This window comes from Streptomyces sp. NPDC051217 (genome assembly GCF_044455465.1).
GTDB lineage: Bacteria > Actinomycetota > Actinomycetes > Streptomycetales > Streptomycetaceae > Streptomyces.
Genome location: NZ_JBITEV010000004.1, coordinates 26,135 through 42,811 on the forward strand (window position 1 = coordinate 26,135; position 16,677 = coordinate 42,811).

Consider the following 16,677-nt stretch of genomic DNA (forward strand, 5'->3'; position numbering starts at 1 on the left):
GTAGGGGGGGGGGGGGGGGGGGGGGGGGGGGGGGGGGGGGGGGGGGGGGGGGGGGGGGGGGGGGGGGGCGGTGGGGGGGGGGGGGGGGGGGGGGGGGGGGGGCCCCCCCCACCCCGCTTCCTCAGCTTCCTCGCAGAGGACGTGTCGCCTCGCTCGGCTCAGAGGCCGTAGTGCTCCCGCGCTTCCTTGACCGCCGACGCGGGCACCTCGCCGCGCCGCGCGAGCTGCGCCAGCGCCGCGACCGTGACCGACCCGGCGTCGACGCCGAAGTGCCTTCGGGCCGCCTCACGGGTGTCGGACAGGCCGAAGCCGTCCGTACCGAGGGAGGAGTAGTCCTGCTCGACCCACTGGCTGATCTGGTCCGGCACCTGGCGCATCCAGTCGCTGACGGCCAGCACCGGTCCCGGCGCCCCGTCCAGGGCGCGCGTCACGTACGGCGTGCGCTGCTCGCCGCGCAGCAGCGCCTCGTCGCACTCCAGCGCGTCCCTGCGCAGCTCGCCCCAGGACGTCGCCGACCAGACGTCCGCCGTGACACCCCACTCGTCGGCGAGCATCCGCTGGGCCTCAAGAGCCCAGTGGATGGCCGTGCCGGAGGCGAGGAGCTGGAGCCGCGGCGAGTCCGCCCTGGCGGGCACGCCCTCCTTGAAGCGGTACAGCCCCTTGACGATGCCCTCCTCCACGCCCTCGGGCATGGCGGGCTGCGGCATGGGCTCGTTGTAGACGGTCAGGTAGTAGAAGACGTTCGAGTCCTCGCCAGGGCGCGCCGGGCCGTACATCCGCCGCAGACCGTCCTTGACGATGACCGCGATCTCGTACGCGAACGCCGGGTCGTAGTTGAGCGAGGCCGGGTTCGTCGCCGCGAGCAGGTGCGAGTGGCCGTCCGCGTGCTGGAGGCCCTCGCCCGTCAGGGTCGTACGGCCGGCCGTCGCGCCGACGATGAAACCCTTGCCGAGCTGGTCGGCGAGCTGCCACATCTGGTCGCCCGTGCGCTGCCAGCCGAACATCGAGTAGAAGATGTAGAACGGGATCATCGTCTCGCCGTGCGTCGCGTACGACGTGGCGGCGGCGATGAAGTCGGCCATCGAACCGGCCTCGGTGATCCCCTCGTTGAGGATCTGGCCGTCCTTGGCCTCCTTGTAGTACATGATCTGGTCACGGTCGACCGGGTCGTACGTCTGACCCAGCGGCGAGTAGATGCCCGCCGACGGGAACAGCGCCTCCATACCGAACGTACGCGCCTCGTCCGGGACGATCGGGACCCAGCGCCTGCCGGTCTCCTTGTCCCGCATCAGGTCCTTCACCAGCCGGACGAACGCCATGGTCGTGGCGACCGACTGCTTGCCGGAGCCCTTGTAGACGCTCTGGAACGCCTTCTCGGACGGTTCGGGCAGGGCGACGGCATGCACTCGGCGGGCCGGGGCGGGCCCGCCGAGCTCGGCACGCCGCTCCTGCAGATAGCGGACCTCGGGGGAGTCGGCGCCGGGGTGCCAGTACGGCACCAGCTCTTCGTTCAGCTTCGCGTCCGGGATGGGAAGTTCCAGCAGGTCCCGCATGGTGCGGAACTGCTCGCCGGAGAGCTTCTTCATCTGGTGGTTGGCGTTGCGCGACTCGAAGCCGGTGCCGAGCGTGTAGCCCTTCACCGTCTGCGCGAGGACCACGGTCGGCGCGCCCTTGTGGGCGAGCGCCGCGCGGTAGGCCGCGTACACCTTGCGGGCCTCGTGTCCCCCGCGCGAGGAGTGGAAGCACTCGTCGATCTTCGCGTCCGTGAGCAGCTTCGCCATCTCGACGAGCGCGGGCTCGGCGCCGAAGAAGTGCTCACGGATGTACGCCACGTCGCGGGTCGCGTACGTCTGGAACTGCGCGTCCGGTACGGCGCGCAGCCTCCGTACGAGGGCGCCCGTGGTGTCGAGCGCGAACAGCTCGTCCCAGGCGGAGCCCCACAGCGACTTGATGACGTTCCAGCCCGCGCCGCGGAACTGGGACTCCAGCTCCTGCACGATCTTGAAGTTCGCGCGGACGGGACCGTCGAGGCGCTGGAGGTTGCAGTTGATGACGAAGGTGAGGTTGTCGAGCCCTTCGCGGGCCGCCAGGGCGAGTGCCGCCGTCGACTCGGGCTCGTCCATCTCGCCGTCGCCGAGGAACGCCCATACGTGGGAGGAGGACGTGTCCTTGATCCCGCGGTTCGTCAGGTAGCGGTTGAAGCGCGCCTGGTAGATCGCGGAGAGGGGGCCGAGGCCCATGGAGACCGTGGGGAACTCCCACAGCCAGGGCAGCCGCCGGGGATGCGGGTAGGAGGGGAGGCCCTTGCCGCCCGCCTCTTGGCGGAAGTTGTCGAGGTGCTCCTCGGTGAGGCGGCCGTCGAGGAACGCGCGGGCGTAGATGCCGGGGGAGGCATGGCCCTGGATGTAGAGCTGGTCGCCGGAGCCTTCCCCCTCCTTGCCGCGGAAGAAGTGGTTGAAGCCCGTCTCGTAGAGCCAGGCGGCGGAGGCGAATGTGGCTATGTGGCCGCCGACACCGAAGCGCGCGCCACGGGTGACCATCGCCGCGGCGTTCCAGCGGTTCCAGCCGGCGATCCGGGACTCCATCGCCTCGTCGCCGTCGAAGGCGGGCTCGGCGGCGGTCGGGATGGTGTTGAGATAGTCCGTCTCCAGCAGAGCGGGCACCGGGACCCCGGCGCTCTCGGCGTGCTGGAGCGTGCGCCGCATCAGGTACGCCGCACGGTGCGGGCCCGCATGCTCGGTGACGGCGTCGAGAGAGGCCGCCCATTCGGCGGTTTCCTCGGCGTCGCGGTCCGGGAGCTGGTCCAGCTCGCTCGGAAGCTTGCCTACGGGGTTGGGCATGGTCGCCGCCTTCCGGCCAACTGGAGGAGGTGGTGAAGAGTTGCGGAGGAGCCTTGTCTGGCAGGACAGGGCGATGGGCTGGGTGCAGCCCAATGTCGACTGTAAATCGCTGATCGATGATCGATCAAAGATTTGACAGGGAAATTTCACGATCTGAAGAAAATGGCATTCAGTGCCCCAAGGTGGGGCACGCGGTGACGCCGTAAAGCGGCATGAACCGGGCACCGGTTCAGGCGCGCGGCGCGCATCCGAGCACGTGGTCCTTCACCAGTGCGCCGATGAGGGGATCGCGCCGGTGGAAGGCCTCGACCAGCTCCTGGTGCTCCTCGGCGTACGACTGCTGGACAGTGCCGAGCCACCGGATCGACAGCGCGGTGAAGACCTCGATGCCGAGCCCCTCCCAGGTGTGCAGCAGCACGCTGTTCCCCGCGGCGCGCACCAGCTCGCGGTGGAAGTCGACGGTGTGGCGCACCTGCGCCGTCCCGTCGGCCCGCCGGTCGGCCTCGTACAGCGCCGTCACGTGCGGCTCCAGGGCGGTGGTGTCCTCCGCCAGCCGCTCGGCGGCCAGCTCGGCCGCGATCTGCTCCAGACCGGCCCGTACCGGGTAGCTCTCCTCAAGGTCCGCGGCGGTCAGATTCCGTACCCGCACGCCCTTGTTCGGCGCGGACTCGATCAGCCGCAACGACTCCAGCTCGCGCAGCGCCTCGCGCACGGGCGTCTGGCTGACGGCCAGCTCGGTCGCGATCCGCCGCTCGACGATCCGCTCACCCGGCTTCCAGCGTCCACTGACGATGCCTTCCACGATGTGCTCGCGGATCTGCTCGCGCAGTGACTGGACGACGGGCGGGATCATGTCGGTGCTCCTTCGGGTGACCGAGGCCGAGGTTACCCCTCTTGGGGCGCGCTGATCGGTCATGGCTCGGGGGTGGCCGTAGGCGGCGGGCTGCTCGCCAGGACGGCTTGCGGGACTGTGCTCAGGGGCGCGCGCCCGCTGTTACGCGCTTCGCGTGCGGTCCCTCACTCGGGGGCAACACCGCATCCACGCGGGGGAGATGGGGCGGTACGTTCCCGTACACGACGAGGACTCGGCTGTTCGCGCACGCGACGGCGCCCCCGACCGGATCTCTCCGGGCGGGGGCGCCGTCGTGACATGTGCCGGGTGCGAACTAGAGGCCGAGCTCGACCTCGAACTCGCCCGCCTCCAGGATCGCCTTGACCGCGACCAGGTAACGGGCGGCGTCCGCGCCGTCCACCAGGCGGTGGTCGTAGGAGAGCACGACGTGGACCATGTCGCGCACCGCGATGGTCTCGCCGAGGTCCGGGTGGTTGATGACCACCGGACGGCGGACCGTCGCGCCGATGCCCAGGATGGCGACCTGGTTCGGGGGCACGATGATCGTGTCGAACAGGGCGCCGCGCGAACCGGTGTTGCTGATGGTGAAGGTCGCCCCGGACAGCTCGTCCGGCGTGATCTTGCTGCCGCGGACCTTGCCCGCCAGCTCGGCGGTCTTCTTCGCGATGCCGGCGAGGTTCAGGTCGCCCGCGCCCTTGATGACCGGCGTCATCAGCCCCTTCTCGGAGTCCACGGCGATGCCGATGTTCTCCGAGTCGAAGTACGTGATGGTGCCTTCGTCCTCGTTGATACGGGCGTTGACGACCGGGTACGCCTTCAGCGCCTGGGCCGCGGCCTTGACGAAGAACGGCATCGGGGAGAGCTTCACGCCCTCACGGGCGGCGAAGGACTCCTTGGCCTGCGCGCGCAGCCTCATCAGCTTCGTGATGTCGACCTCGACGACCGACGTCAGCTGAGCCTGGCCGTGCAGCGCCTTCATCATGTTCTCGCCGATGACCTTGCGCATGCGCGGCATCTTGACCGTCTGGCCACGCAGCGGGGAGACCTCCAGCTTGGGGGCCTTCGACGCGGCGGGGGCAGGGGCGGCCGTGGGTGCCGGAGCCGCCTGGGCGGCGGCCTTGGCGGCCTCCGCGGCGGCGACGACGTCCTGCTTACGGATACGGCCACCGACGCCGGTGCCCTTGACCGAGGCCAGGTCGACCCCGTTCTCGGCGGCGAGCTTGCGCACGAGCGGCGTCACATACGCGCCGTCGTCGCCGGGAGCGGCGGCTGGGGCGGAAGGAGCGGCCGTGGCGGCGGGCGGCGACGGGGCGGGAGCGGGGGCCGGCGCGGGCGCCGGGGCCTCCTGCTTCGGTGCGGGCGCGGGAGCAGGCGCGGGAGCAGGAGCAGGCGCCGGCGCCGGTGCGGGGGCAGGCGCCGGAGCGGCGGCGGGCGCCGCCGGAGCCGGTGCGGGGGCGGCGGCGGGAGCGGCACCCTCGGCGCCGATCACGGCCAGCTTCGCGCCGACCTCGGCGGTCTCGTCCTCGCCGACCACGATCTCCAGAAGCACACCGGAGACCGGGGCGGGAATCTCGGTGTCGACCTTGTCCGTCGAGACCTCAAGCAGCGGCTCGTCGGCCTCGACCGCCTCGCCGACCTCCTTGAGCCAGCGGGTGACGGTGCCCTCGGTGACGCTCTCGCCGAGCGCCGGGAGGGTGACGTCCGTGCCCGCGGCGGAGCCGCCGGCCGGAGCCTCGGAAGCCGGCGCGGGTGCCGGAGCCTCGGGCGCGGGGGCCGCCGGGGCCTCCTGGACGGGGGCCGGCGCGGGCTCGGCCGGAGCCGCGGCCTGCTGCGGCGCCGCGGGGGCCGCCTCGCCACCGGAGCCGTCGTCGATCACGGCCAGCTCGGCGCCGACCTCGACCGTCTCGTCCTCGGCGACCTTGATCGACGCCAGGACCCCGGCGGCGGGCGCCGGGATCTCGGTGTCGACCTTGTCCGTGGAGACCTCGAGCAACGGCTCGTCGGCCTCCACGCGCTCGCCCTCGGCCTTCAGCCAGCGGGTGACAGTGCCCTCGGTGACGCTCTCGCCGAGCGCCGGCAGGGTTACGGAAACCGCCATGGTCTCAGTTGCTCCTAACGGTGGGATCTCCCCAGCCGGCGCGGAGCGCCGGGCGAGGGGAAGTGAGGTAAAGGTCGTCGCGCCCGGACTGACGCATCAGTCGTGGGAGTGGAGCGGCTTGCCGGCCAGGGCCAGATGGGCCTCACCGAGGGCTTCGTTCTGCGTCGGGTGCGCGTGGATGAGCTGCGCGACCTCGGCCGGCAGAGCCTCCCAGTTGTAGATCAGCTGTGCTTCGCCGACCTGCTCGCCCATACGGTCACCGACCATGTGGACGCCGACCACAGCACCGTCCTTGACCTGGACGAGCTTGATCTCGCCCGCGGTCTTCAGGATCCTGCTCCTGCCGTTGCCCGCCAGGTTGTACTTCAGAGCGACGACCTTGTCCGCACCGTAGATCTCCTTGGCCTTGGCCTCGGTGATACCGACGGAGGCGACCTCGGGGTGGCAGTACGTCACCCGGGGCACGCCGTCGTAGTCGACGGGGACGGTCTGCAGGCCCGCCAGCCGCTCCGCGACGAGGATGCCCTCGGCGAAGCCGACGTGCGCGAGCTGGAGCGTCGGGACGAGGTCACCGACGGCCGAGATCGTCTCCACGTTCGTCCGCATGTACTCGTCCACGAGCACGAAGCCGCGGTCCATCGCGACGCCCTGCTCCTCGTAGCCGAGGCCCTCCGAGACCGGGCCGCGGCCGATCGCGACCAGCAGCACCTCCGCCTCGAAGGTCTTGCCGTCGGCCAGCGTGACGCGCACACCGTCCTGCGTGTACTCGGCCTTGTCGAAGAAGGTGCCGAGGTTGAACTTGATGCCGCGCTTGCGGAACGCGCGCTCCAGGAGCTTGGAGCTGTTCTCGTCCTCGACCGGTACGAGGTGCTTGAGGCCCTCGATGACGGTGACGTCCGTGCCGAAGGACTTCCACGCCGAGGCGAACTCCACGCCGATGACGCCGCCGCCGAGGACGATCGCCGACTGCGGGACGCGGTCCAGCTTCAGCGCGTGGTCCGAGGAGATGATCCGCCGGCCGTCGATCTCCAGGCCGGGCAGCGACCTCGGTACGGAGCCGGTGGCGAGCAGGACATGACGGCCCTGGACGCGGCGTCCGTCGACGTCGACGGAGGTCGGCGACGAGAGCCGGCCCTCGCCCTCGATGTAGGTCACCTTGCGGGAGGCGATCAGGCCCTGGAGGCCCTTGTAGAGGCCGGAGACGACCTCGTCCTTGTACTTGTGGACCCCCGCGATGTCGATGCCCTCGAAGGTGGCCTTGACACCGAACTGGTCGGCCTCGCGCGCCTGGTCGGCGATCTCGCCGGCGTGCAGCAGGGCCTTCGTGGGGATGCAGCCGTTGTGCAGGCAGGTGCCGCCGAGCTTGTTCTTCTCGATCAGGGCGACGTCCAGGCCCAGCTGCGCTCCGCGCAGCGCCGCGGCGTAACCGCCGCTACCGCCGCCGAGGATCACTAGGTCGAAAACGGTGCTGGCGTCGTTCGCCACGTCACGTCCTCCATGCATGTGCGCCGGGCGCGGTCGATGACCGGGCGGCGGCTGGTGTTCGGCCGCTGTTTCGTCGGCCCTGTGGTGGGGGCCCTGTCCTGCCGAGAACCCATCCTCGCACTTGTCGGAGGGCGACGGGACGCGGGGCCGGGGTCTGAGACGGCCGGCCGACCGTCATCAGGGGTTACTGACTCGTACGGGTGCTCGTGCGGATGCCCGTACACACACCGTACGCATGTCGTACACGCGCGACGCGCTCTCCGTACGGATGCGGCCGCGCACTCAACCGGGGGACGGCCCCCCTCAGGAGGCTCGTGCGGACGGCCGGCGTGACGGCGCTTCTCGCCGGGGGCGGAACGGCCCGCCCCGCTGCCCCAGCACTCGACCGGAACCAGCGCGGCGGGTCACGCATTCCCCTTGGGCGGCCGGGGCCGGCCGCGGGTCAGCGGCGCTCCGTGATCAGCCCAGGTCGCCCGCGGCGGTGCGCTCGGCGAGCTTGACGAGCGTGCGGATCGACGAGCCCGTGCCGCCCTTCGGCGTGTAGCCGTACGGGGCGCCTTCGTGGAAGGCCGGGCCGGCGATGTCGAGGTGCGCCCAGGTGATGCCCTCGCCCACGAACTCCTTGAGGAACAGCCCCGCGACCAGGCCGCCGCCCATGCGCTCACCCATGTTCGCGATGTCGGCGGTGGGGGAGTCCATGCCCTTGCGCAGCTCGGTCGGCAGCGGCATCGGCCAGGACGCCTCGCCGACCTCCTCGGCGATCTCGTGCACGGAGGTACGGAAGGCCTCGTCGTTCGACATGATGCCGAAGGTCCGGCTGCCCAGCGCCACGACCATGGCCCCGGTCAGCGTGGCCACGTCGATGATCGCGTCGGGCTTCTCCTCCGAGGCGCGGGTGATCGCGTCCGCGAGGACGAGCCGCCCCTCGGCGTCGGTGTTCAGGACCTCGACGGTCTTGCCGCTGTACATGCGCAGGACGTCGCCGGGGCGCGTCGCGGTGCCCGACGGCATGTTCTCGGCCAGCGCGAGCCAGCCGGTCACGTTGACCTGGAGGCCGAGGCGGGCGGCCGACACGACGGCGGCGAAGACCGCCGCGGCGCCGCTCATGTCGCACTTCATCGTCTCGTTGTGGCCCGGCGGCTTGAGCGAGATGCCGCCCGAGTCGTAGGTGATGCCCTTGCCGACCAGGGCGATCGTCTTCTTCGCCTTGGCGTGCGTGTACTCCAGGCGTACGAGGCGCGGGCCGTGCTCCGAGCCCTGGCCGACGCCGAGGAGGCCGCCGTAGCCGCCCTTGACGAGCGCCTTCTCGTCGGTGACCTGGACCTTGACGCCGTGCTCCTTGCCGGCCGCGGTGGCGATCGCGGCGAAGGTCTCCGGATACAGGTCGTTCGGCGGGGTGTTGATGAGGTCGCGGGCGCGGTTGATCTCCTCGGTCAGGGAGATCGCGCGCTCGACGGCCGCCTTGTGCGCCTTGTCGCGGGGCTTGCCGCCGAGCAGCGTGACCTCGCCGAGCGGCTGCTTCACACCGCTGTCGCCCTTGCCGCCGGCGGACTTGGCGGTCTTCTCGGTGCCGCGGTACGCGGTGAAGGCGTACGCGCCGAGCAGCGCGCCCTCCGCGACGGCCGCGAGGTCCTCGGCTGCCTCCACGGGCAGCGCGAACGCGGCCTTCTTGGCACCGGAGAGGGTACGGGCGGCGACACCGGCGGCCCGGCGGAGGGTCTCGGCGCCGTACGCCTCGTCCTTCTCCGGGGCGGCGCCGAGGCCGACCGCGATGACGATCGGGACCTTGAGGCCGGACGGCGCCGGGAGCTTGGTCGCCTCGCCCTCGGCACCCGTGGCGCCGAGGGACTCCAGGACGGAGGCGAGCTTGCCGTCGTACGCCTTGTCCACGGCCTCGGCGCCCGGCGCGACGGCCGGTCCCTTGGCTCCCTTGGCGACGCCGACGACGATCGCGTCGGCGCGCAATGTCGCCGCGCCGGCTGTGCTGAGAGTGAGAGCAGTCACGGTGGTGAAATCTCGCTTCCATAGAAGTTCATTCGGCGGAAGCCGGTCGTTCGCAGGGCCGGCCGTGCCCACCGCATCGTAATTCGGCCCGCGGAGCACCGGGAACGAGCCTACGCGCGGTGTTCACCATCAGTCGCGGCGCCGGTCGGCCCCGACCGGCGAAGCCGGAGCTGACACACCGTCAGGAGCCTTGTGGCGGGCGCCGGTCGAAGGGCCGTCACCCCAGGGTCAGGACGATCAAAGTCGCGGTCGCCGCCGTCTCGGCGAGGCCGCCGAAGACGTCGCCCGTGACGCCGCCGAAGCGGCGCACGCAGTGAGCGAGCAGCAACTGGGCGGCGCCGAGACCGGCCGCGAGGGCCAGCGTGTGGTGCAGGGCGCCGTAGGCGCCGAACAGGCCGCCGCACGCCGCCGCGGCGACCGCCGCCACGAGCAGCGACGCCGGCACGGCTGCCCGCGCGGGCACGGAACCCGCCACGGCGGCGCCCAGCCCGTCGGGCCGCGCGGGCGGTACGCCCGTACGCGCGGCCAGCGTGAGGGCGAGCCGCGCGGTGACGCCCGCGAGGACGGCGGCGGCGGCGCCGTACGCCCAGCCCTCGTCGTACAGCTCGGTCAGCGCGGCCACCTGCGCCAGCAGGACGAACAGCAGGGTGATCACGCCGAACGGCCCGATGTCCGACTGCTTCATGATCCGCAGCGCGTCCTCGGCCGGTTTCGCGCTGCCGAGCCCGTCGGCGGTGTCGGCGAGACCGTCGAGATGCAGGCCCCGGGTGAGCGCGGCGGGGACGGCGGTGGTGGCCACGGCGGCGAGCAGCGGCCCGGAGCCCGCCAGGAGCAGTCCGCCGCCCGCGGCGGCGGCGCAGAGGCCGACGACGAGACCGGCCAGCGGCGCCGCCAGCATCCCGGCACGGGCGGCGTCGCGGTCCCAGCGGGTGACCCGGACCGGGAGCGCGGTGAGCGTGCCGAAGGCGAACCGTATGCCGTCGGCCGGCGCGTGCGTCGAACGTGGGGCGCTCATCGCGCGAAGGGTAGCGGGGACGGGGTGGGGAGTCCGGCGGGCGTTCAGACGGTAAGTTGCCCATAGGCGTACAAAAAAGGTCAAAGCGGAGGCAGGTGGCATGGGTTCCTGGTTCCACCAGAACTTCGTCGAGCCGGGCAAGATCCCCATGCTGCTCGTGCTGGCCTCCTTCGTGCTGACCTTCGTGATCACGCGGATGATCACCCGGCTGATCCGGGCGGGGAAGGGGCCGTTCGGGAACATCGGGTCCGGCGGGACGCACATTCACCACGTGGTGCCCGGAGTGGTGCTCATGGTGGTCGGCGGCTTCGGCGCGGTCGGCAGCGCCAGGTCCGGAGTCGGGGCGGCCGTGTGCGCCGTGATCTTCGGTATCGGCGCCGGTCTGGTCCTCGACGAGTTCGCGCTGATCCTGCATCTGGACGACGTGTACTGGAGTGAGCAGGGCCGGCAGAGCGTGGAGGTCGTCGTCCTCGCCGCCGCGCTGGCCCTTCTCGTCCTGAGCGGCTTCTCGCCCCTCGGCGTCGACTCGCTGTCGGAGGAGGAACGCCAGGACCGGACGTCGCTGCTGCTGACTCTCAGCTCCAGCTTCGTCTTCGTACTGATCACGCTGTCCAAGGGGAAGCTGTGGATGGCCCTCGTGGGCACGCTGGTGCCCCCGGTGGCGATCGTCGGCGCGCTGAGACTGGCCCGGCCGTGCTCGGTCTGGGCCCGCCGCTTCTACCGGCGCCGCCACCGGGCGCGCGCCCGGATGACGCTGCGCGAGTACCGCCGCGTCCGCCGCTGGTCGGCGCCGCGCCGCCGCGTCCAGAACTGGATCGGCGGCGCCCCCGACGACGAACTGGAGCAGCGGGCCGCCGCGCCCGACCCGCCGCGCTGAGCCACTCGCGGCGCGCGGCGCTCATGAAACGGCCCCGCTACGTCACGTCCTCGATGCCCGCGCTCTCGGCCGCTGCCTCTGCCTTGGCCGCCGCCTCGGGCTCCGGCCGCTCGGGCAGTTCCGCCGCGAGCGCCGCCGCGGCCTGCACCATCGGCAGCGCCAGCAGCGCGCCCGTCCCCTCGCCCACGACCACCCCGTGGTCGAGCAGCGGACTGATCGCCATCCGGTCCAGCGCCTTCGCCTGCGCCGGCTCCCCGCTCACCTGGCCCGCGAGCCACCAGTCCGGCGCCCGGAACGCCGCCCGCTGGCCGACCAGCGCGCACGCCGCCGAGACGACGCCGTCGAGAATCACCGGCATCCGCCGCACCGCGCTCTGCAGCAGGAACCCGGTCGTCGCCGCCAGATCCGCACCGCCCACCGTCGCCAGCAGCTCCAACTGGTCCCCGAGCACCGGCCGCGCCCTGCGCAGGGAATCCCTGATCGCCGCGCACTTGCGCATCCACGCCAGGTCGTCGATCCCCGCACCGCCGCGCCCCGTGACCACGGACGCGTCCGTGCCGCACAGCGCCGCGATCAGGGCGGCGGCAGGAGTCGTACCGCCGACGCTCAGATCGCCGAGGACGACCAGGTCCGTGCCGGAGTCGGCCTCCTCGTCGGCGATCGCCATGCCGAGCCGCACGGCCTGCTCGGCCTCCTCGATCGTCAGCGCGTCCTCGACGTCGATACGCCCACTGCCGCGCCGTACGCGGTGGCGTACGACCTCCGTGGGAAGCAGCTCCGGATCGCAGTCGAGACCGGCGTCCACGATCCGTACCGGCACCCCCGTGCGGCGCGCCAGCACGGCGACGGGGCTCTCGCCCTCCAGCACCGCGCGGACCAACAGATGCGCGCTGCCCGCGGGTCGCGCCGAGACATTGAGCGCGGCGACACCGTGGTCACCAGCGAAGAGCACCACGCGCGGCCGCTCGATGGCGGTGACGGGCACGGCGGCCTGGGCGGCCGACAGCCACTCGGCCAGCTCGTCGAGCCGGCCCAGCGCACCGGGCGGGACGGTCAGCCGCTCGCGGCGTTCCTCGGCGTCACGCCGCAGACCGCCGTCGGGGCGCTCGATCAGATCGGAGAAGTCGTCGAGATTCAGCGAGCTCATTCGCCGAACAGTACCGGCAGGCCGCCCGCTCACACCGGCCCGCCCGCTGTCAGTCGCGGAGGCTCAGGGCCTGGCCCGCCACGACCAGCAGGACGTGTTCGCACTCGGCCGCCACCGCCGCGTTCAGCCTGCCCAGCTCGTCCCGGAAGCGCCTGCCCGACGCCGTCGCCGGTACGACTCCGGAGCCGACCTCGTTCGTCACCAGCACGACTGTGCGCCGCGTCGCGCGCACCGCGCCCACCAGCTCGTCCGTCCGCCCGCGCAGCGCCTGTTCGCCGCCCTCCGCCCACGCCGCGTCGTCCCAGGCGCCCACCCGGTCCATCGCGTCCGTCAGCCACAGCGACAGGCAGTCGATCAGCAGCGGCGGGCCCTCGTCGGTGAGCAGTGGCAGGAGGTCGCAGGTCTCGGCGGTCCGCCAGGAGCCCGGCCGGCGGTCGCGGTGCGCCGCGACCCTGGCCCGCCACTCCGGGTCGCCCTCACGGGCCCCGCCCGTCGCGACGTACAGCACGCCGGGGAAGGCGGCCAGCCGCCGCTCGGCCTCCACGGACTTGCCGGAGCGCGCGCCGCCCGTGACCAGGGTGCGGCGCGGCAGGTCGGGTCCGTCGTGGTACTCGCCGACCGTCAGCGTCGTCCCGTCCGGCACCGCCCGCGCGCCCACCGCCGCCAGCCTGCGGTCCAACTCGGCGCCGGGCGGCACGTCGTGGCCGATATGGACGGCGATGACGTCGGTGCCCGGCCCCACCGATCCGGCGGCGCGCAGCCGGGCCAGGGCGTCGGGGCGGCCGGTCACATCGGCGAGGAGCATGTCGTACGGGGCGGGCCCGGCGTCCCGCGCGGGGCGACCCCCGCCGCGGCCATTCCCCTCCCCGTCGCCGTTGCCGGCCGGGAGCCCCGCCGGTGCGCCACCCGGCGGCAGATACAGCAGCCGCTCGCCGTCGGGGGCCGTCACCTCGTACCCCGTACCGGGTGAGTCCATCGGCACCGCCCGCACCCGGTGCCCGCTGATCAGCGTCAACACCCGTCCGTCGGCGACCCGTCCGGCCGTCGGCAGTCCGGCGGGCAGTTCGACGGCCGGCCCCTCGTGCGGGTGCGTGAGCAGCACCTGCCGTACACCGGCCAGCGAGTGCCCGGCCCGCGCGGCGGCGAGCGCCGCACCCGGGGTGAGGTCGAGCAGCACCGCCCCGTCCACGAGCAGCGCGGTCGCCGCACGCGCGAGGGGGCCGCGGGCGGTCGCGCAGGACGCGCAGGGGCAGTGGGCACGGGGCAGTCCGTCGGGAGCTCCGGTACCGAGCAGAGTCAGTTCCACGCGGATGATCCTCCCGTGTCACCGCGCTGGGTGCGCGCCCGGCTACGCTGCGGGCAGCAAACAGATCATTTTGGCGGGCCCCTGGAGGCGGACATGGCGTGGACGTGGCGGTTCGAGAAGGCCGACGGGACGGAGGTCCAGCCGGCCGTGGAACCGGAGGAGTTCACCACGCAGGGCGACGCCGAGTCCTGGATCGGTGAGGCCTGGAAGGAGCTGCTGGAGGGCGGCGCCGACCAGGTGACGCTGTTCGACGACGGCAGCAAGATCTACGGGCCGATGAGCCTTCAGGCCGATCCCGAGAGCGCGCCCGACGAGACCTGACAGCGGGTACGTCCTCGCGCGCCCGGCCACCCGCCCGGCGCTCGGGGACGTACCGCTCTCCCGCCGCCTCCTTGAGGAGGCTTCGGGTTCAGCGGGCCGACGCCGGGAACTGCGTCGCCGCCGGCTCTCCGTACAGAGGATCCTCCCGGACCAGCTCCTCGTGCGTGCCCGCCGCCCGCACCTTCCCCGCCTCCATCACCACGATCCGGTCCGCCGGCGTGACCGGACTCCGTCCCGGCACCGCGCGGTGCCGCGGTCAGTCACCCGCGTACGCCGCACAGATGCAGCAGCGCGGCGACCCTCCGGTACGGCTCCGTACGTCCCGCCCGGTCCTCGGCGGCCAGCAGCAGCTCCAGTTCGGCCGCCGGAGGGAGGTCCCCGTCGTTGGATATGTTGTCGGAGAAGACGCGCACCCCGTACCAGGTGTGCAGCGGCGCCGCGATTCCCGCGAGCGTCGCCGTCAGCGCCGAGAGCCGGTCCGCGCGGACCCGCAGGCCCAGCCTGTTCGTATACGTGGGGGAGTCGAAGGCGTCCAGCGCCCCCGCCCAGTCCCCGGCGATCCCCGGCCGCAGGGCGAGCGCGTCCGCGTTCCGTACGAGGAGCGAGAGCAGCCCGCCGGGTGCCAGCATCCTGGCCAGCCCCGCGAGCATGGCGTCCGGTTCCTCGACGTACATCAGCACGCCGTGACAGAGCACCACGTCGAAACTGCCCGGCAGGAAGTGCACCCCGGTCTGGAGCCCGTCGCCCTCGACGAGTCTGACCCGCTCACGGATCCCCGCGGGTTCGGCTTCGAGCGACTCACGCGCCGAGGCCATCATCTCGGGATCGGACTCCAGCCCGGTCACGGTGTGCCCGGCGCGCGCCAGCCGGAGCGCCTGGGTGCCCTGACCCATGCCGACGTCCAGGACCCGCAGCCGCTGCCCGACCGGGTAGCGGGAGGTCAGCTGTTCGTCGAGCTGACGTGAGACGAGCTCCTGGCGGACGATGTTCCGCAGCCCGCCGAGTCCGGCCAGCCAGCCCGCCGAGCCCCCCGTGAAGCCGGATGCCCCAGTGCTCAGGGCCTGTCTCCGCGCTTGACCTGCGGCTTGGGCAGGCGCAGCCGGCGCATCTGGAGCGTACGCATCAGGGCGTAGGCGATGGCGCCGCGCTTGGACTCGTCCGGGAACCGCTCCGCGAGCTGCTTCTTCAGCCGGATCCAGATGCCGACGGAGTCGACGATGATCAGCACGATGATGCCCAGCCAGAGCAGCAGCGCGATGTTCTGCAGCTGACCGACGCGGACCATGCTCAGTACGAGGATGATCACCGCGAGGGGCAGGAAGAACTCGGCCATGCAGAAGCGCGCGTCCACGTAGTCGCGGACGAAGCGGCGCACCGGGCCCTTGTCGCGGGCCGGCAGGAAGCGCTCGTCACCGCTGGCCAGCGCCTCGCGCTGCTTCGCCAGATCGATACGGCGCGCCTCACGCTGCTTCTTCATCGCCGACTTGCGGTCGGTCGGCGTCGTCGAGGCGCGACGACGCTGCGTCTGGGCCTCACTGCGCTTCGGTGTCGGGCGGCCCTTCGGGGCCTGCGGGTCTCTGGTCTGCGTGGAGAGGTCCGCCGTCACCTTGCCGGTGGGCGCCTTCTCGTCCTTGGAGCGGCTACGGAACACAAAGCCCAAGGGTACGGGGTGATGCGCGGGCGACCCACCCCCGAGGGGAACGATCCGGCAACGGCGGACGTCTGTACTGGTGCAGAGGGGACTAAGCGCCCACTGCCCCCGAAGGTCACCTACTCCCTGCGCCGGAGCGATATGGGGGCCAGTCGTCCTTGGGGATGAGCCCATCCGTGCCCGAACAGTGCGGTAATAGAGGCAGGGCCCGTACTGTGGGTTCTGTTGGAGTGCTGGATCCGGAGTCCGTCAGAAGGGGGCGCGCGAAGCCCATGAGCGGTGTGATGAAACGTATGGGGATGCTCTTCCGCGCGAAGGCCAACAAGGCCCTGGACAGGGCTGAGGATCCGCGCGAGACCCTTGACTACTCGTACCAGAAGCAGCTTGAGCTGCTTCAGAAGGTACGGCGCGGTGTCGCCGATGTGGCCACGTCGCGCAAGCGGCTGGAACTGCAGCTGAACCAGCTCCAGGGCCAGTCCACCAAGCTGGAGGACCAGGGCCGCAAGGCGCTGGCGCTCGGCCGTGAGGACCTGGCGCGTGAGGCGCTGTCCCGTCGTGCCGCCCTCCAGCAGCAGGTCAGCGATCTGGAGACGCAGCACACCACGCTGCAGGGCGAGGAGGAGAAGCTCACTCTCGCGGCCCAGCGTCTTCAGGCCAAGGTCGACGCCTTCCGTACGAAGAAGGAGACCATCAAGGCCACCTACACGGCCGCGCAGGCGCAGACCCGGATCGGGGAGGCCTTCTCGGGCATCTCCGAGGAGATGGGCGACGTCGGCATGGCCATCCAGCGTGCCGAGGACAAGACCGCGCAGCTCCAGGCGCGCGCCGGCGCGATCGACGAGCTGCTGGCCTCGGGCGCCCTGGACGACCACTCGGGGCTGGCGAAGGACGACATCGCCGCCGAGCTGGACCGGATCTCCGGTGGTACGGATGTAGAGCTGGAGCTCCAGCGGATGAAGGCCGAGCTGGCGGGCGGTCCGTCGGCGCAGCAAGAGGCCATCGAGGGCGGCAAGGGTGAGCAGCAGGACGGCGCCCAGCCCTCGCAGAGTCCGAACAAATTCGACAAGAGCTAAGGGCGCG

General features: G+C 72.0%; 14 protein-coding genes. 3 read left to right on the forward strand and 11 right to left on the reverse strand.

Annotation, left to right across the window (positions count from 1 at the left end; genetic code table 11):
* Positions 1-158: 158 nt before the first annotated feature.
* From aceE to ACIBBB_RS11485, 6 genes are all read right to left on the reverse strand, one after another.
* Positions 159-2,840, reverse strand: coding sequence for a pyruvate dehydrogenase (acetyl-transferring), homodimeric type (gene aceE, locus ACIBBB_RS11460; protein ID WP_398980818.1), 2,682 nt, complete (start codon positions 2,838-2,840; stop codon positions 159-161).
* Between the two features lie 229 nt (positions 2,841-3,069).
* The gene (locus tag ACIBBB_RS11465; RefSeq protein ID WP_189107981.1) at positions 3,070-3,693 is read right to left on the reverse strand and encodes a GntR family transcriptional regulator; all 624 of its coding nucleotides are present in this window, start codon (positions 3,691-3,693) and stop codon (positions 3,070-3,072) included.
* Positions 3,694-4,006: 313 nt separating this feature from the next.
* Entirely contained in the window at positions 4,007-5,791 is a 1,785-nt protein-coding gene (sucB, locus tag ACIBBB_RS11470) for a 2-oxoglutarate dehydrogenase, E2 component, dihydrolipoamide succinyltransferase (RefSeq protein ID WP_398980819.1), read from the reverse strand.
* 96 nt (positions 5,792-5,887) lie between these two features.
* Positions 5,888-7,276 (reverse strand): dihydrolipoyl dehydrogenase, encoded by a 1,389-nt coding sequence (gene lpdA / locus ACIBBB_RS11475; RefSeq protein ID WP_398980820.1) that lies wholly within the window; start codon positions 7,274-7,276, stop codon positions 5,888-5,890.
* A gap of 459 nt (positions 7,277-7,735) precedes the next feature.
* Entirely contained in the window at positions 7,736-9,280 is a 1,545-nt protein-coding gene (locus ACIBBB_RS11480) for a leucyl aminopeptidase (RefSeq protein ID WP_398980821.1), read from the reverse strand.
* Positions 9,281-9,497: 217 nt separating this feature from the next.
* Positions 9,498-10,295, reverse strand: coding sequence for an adenosylcobinamide-GDP ribazoletransferase (locus ACIBBB_RS11485; protein WP_398980822.1), 798 nt, complete (start codon positions 10,293-10,295; stop codon positions 9,498-9,500).
* Between the two features lie 100 nt (positions 10,296-10,395).
* Between ACIBBB_RS11485 and ACIBBB_RS11490 the strand changes: the two genes are divergently transcribed.
* Positions 10,396-11,172: a hypothetical protein gene (locus tag ACIBBB_RS11490; protein ID WP_398980823.1), complete on the forward strand. Its 777-nt coding sequence runs from the start codon at positions 10,396-10,398 to the stop codon at positions 11,170-11,172.
* Between the two features lie 37 nt (positions 11,173-11,209).
* Here the strand turns inward: ACIBBB_RS11490 and cobT are convergent, their stop codons facing one another.
* Together cobT and ACIBBB_RS11500 are read right to left on the reverse strand one after the other, a co-directional pair.
* Complete coding sequence (gene cobT / locus ACIBBB_RS11495) at positions 11,210-12,310, reverse strand: nicotinate-nucleotide--dimethylbenzimidazole phosphoribosyltransferase (protein WP_398981293.1); 1,101 nt, start codon at positions 12,308-12,310, stop codon at positions 11,210-11,212.
* A gap of 58 nt (positions 12,311-12,368) precedes the next feature.
* Positions 12,369-13,625 carry a bifunctional adenosylcobinamide kinase/adenosylcobinamide-phosphate guanylyltransferase gene (locus ACIBBB_RS11500; RefSeq protein ID WP_398980824.1) on the reverse strand — a complete coding sequence of 419 codons (1,257 nt, stop codon included), beginning with the start codon at positions 13,623-13,625 and terminating at the stop codon, positions 12,369-12,371.
* Between the two features lie 93 nt (positions 13,626-13,718).
* Here ACIBBB_RS11500 and ACIBBB_RS11505 point away from each other — a divergent pair, with 93 nt between their 5' ends.
* Positions 13,719-13,946 carry a hypothetical protein gene (locus ACIBBB_RS11505; protein ID WP_189107974.1) on the forward strand — a complete coding sequence of 76 codons (228 nt, stop codon included), beginning with the start codon at positions 13,719-13,721 and terminating at the stop codon, positions 13,944-13,946.
* Positions 13,947-14,034: 88 nt separating this feature from the next.
* Here the strand turns inward: ACIBBB_RS11505 and ACIBBB_RS11510 are convergent, their stop codons facing one another.
* Genes ACIBBB_RS11510 through ACIBBB_RS11520 form a run of 3 tightly spaced genes read right to left on the reverse strand, consistent with a single transcriptional unit; the run spans position 14,035 to position 15,597 of the window.
* Positions 14,035-14,187 carry a hypothetical protein gene (locus tag ACIBBB_RS11510; protein WP_398981330.1) on the reverse strand — a complete coding sequence of 51 codons (153 nt, stop codon included), beginning with the start codon at positions 14,185-14,187 and terminating at the stop codon, positions 14,035-14,037.
* Positions 14,188-14,206: 19 nt separating this feature from the next.
* Complete coding sequence (locus ACIBBB_RS11515) at positions 14,207-14,959, reverse strand: class I SAM-dependent methyltransferase (protein WP_398981295.1); 753 nt, start codon at positions 14,957-14,959, stop codon at positions 14,207-14,209.
* 41 nt (positions 14,960-15,000) lie between these two features.
* A complete protein-coding gene (locus ACIBBB_RS11520; RefSeq protein WP_398980825.1) occupies positions 15,001-15,597 on the reverse strand; it encodes a DUF3043 domain-containing protein in 597 nt (198 codons plus the stop codon).
* 272 nt (positions 15,598-15,869) lie between these two features.
* On the opposite strand from ACIBBB_RS11520, the gene ACIBBB_RS11525 reads away from it, so the two are divergent.
* On the forward strand, positions 15,870-16,670 hold the full coding sequence (locus ACIBBB_RS11525; protein WP_398980826.1) for a PspA/IM30 family protein: 801 nt from the start codon (positions 15,870-15,872) through the stop codon (positions 16,668-16,670).
* The last annotated feature ends 7 nt before the right edge of the window (positions 16,671-16,677 follow it).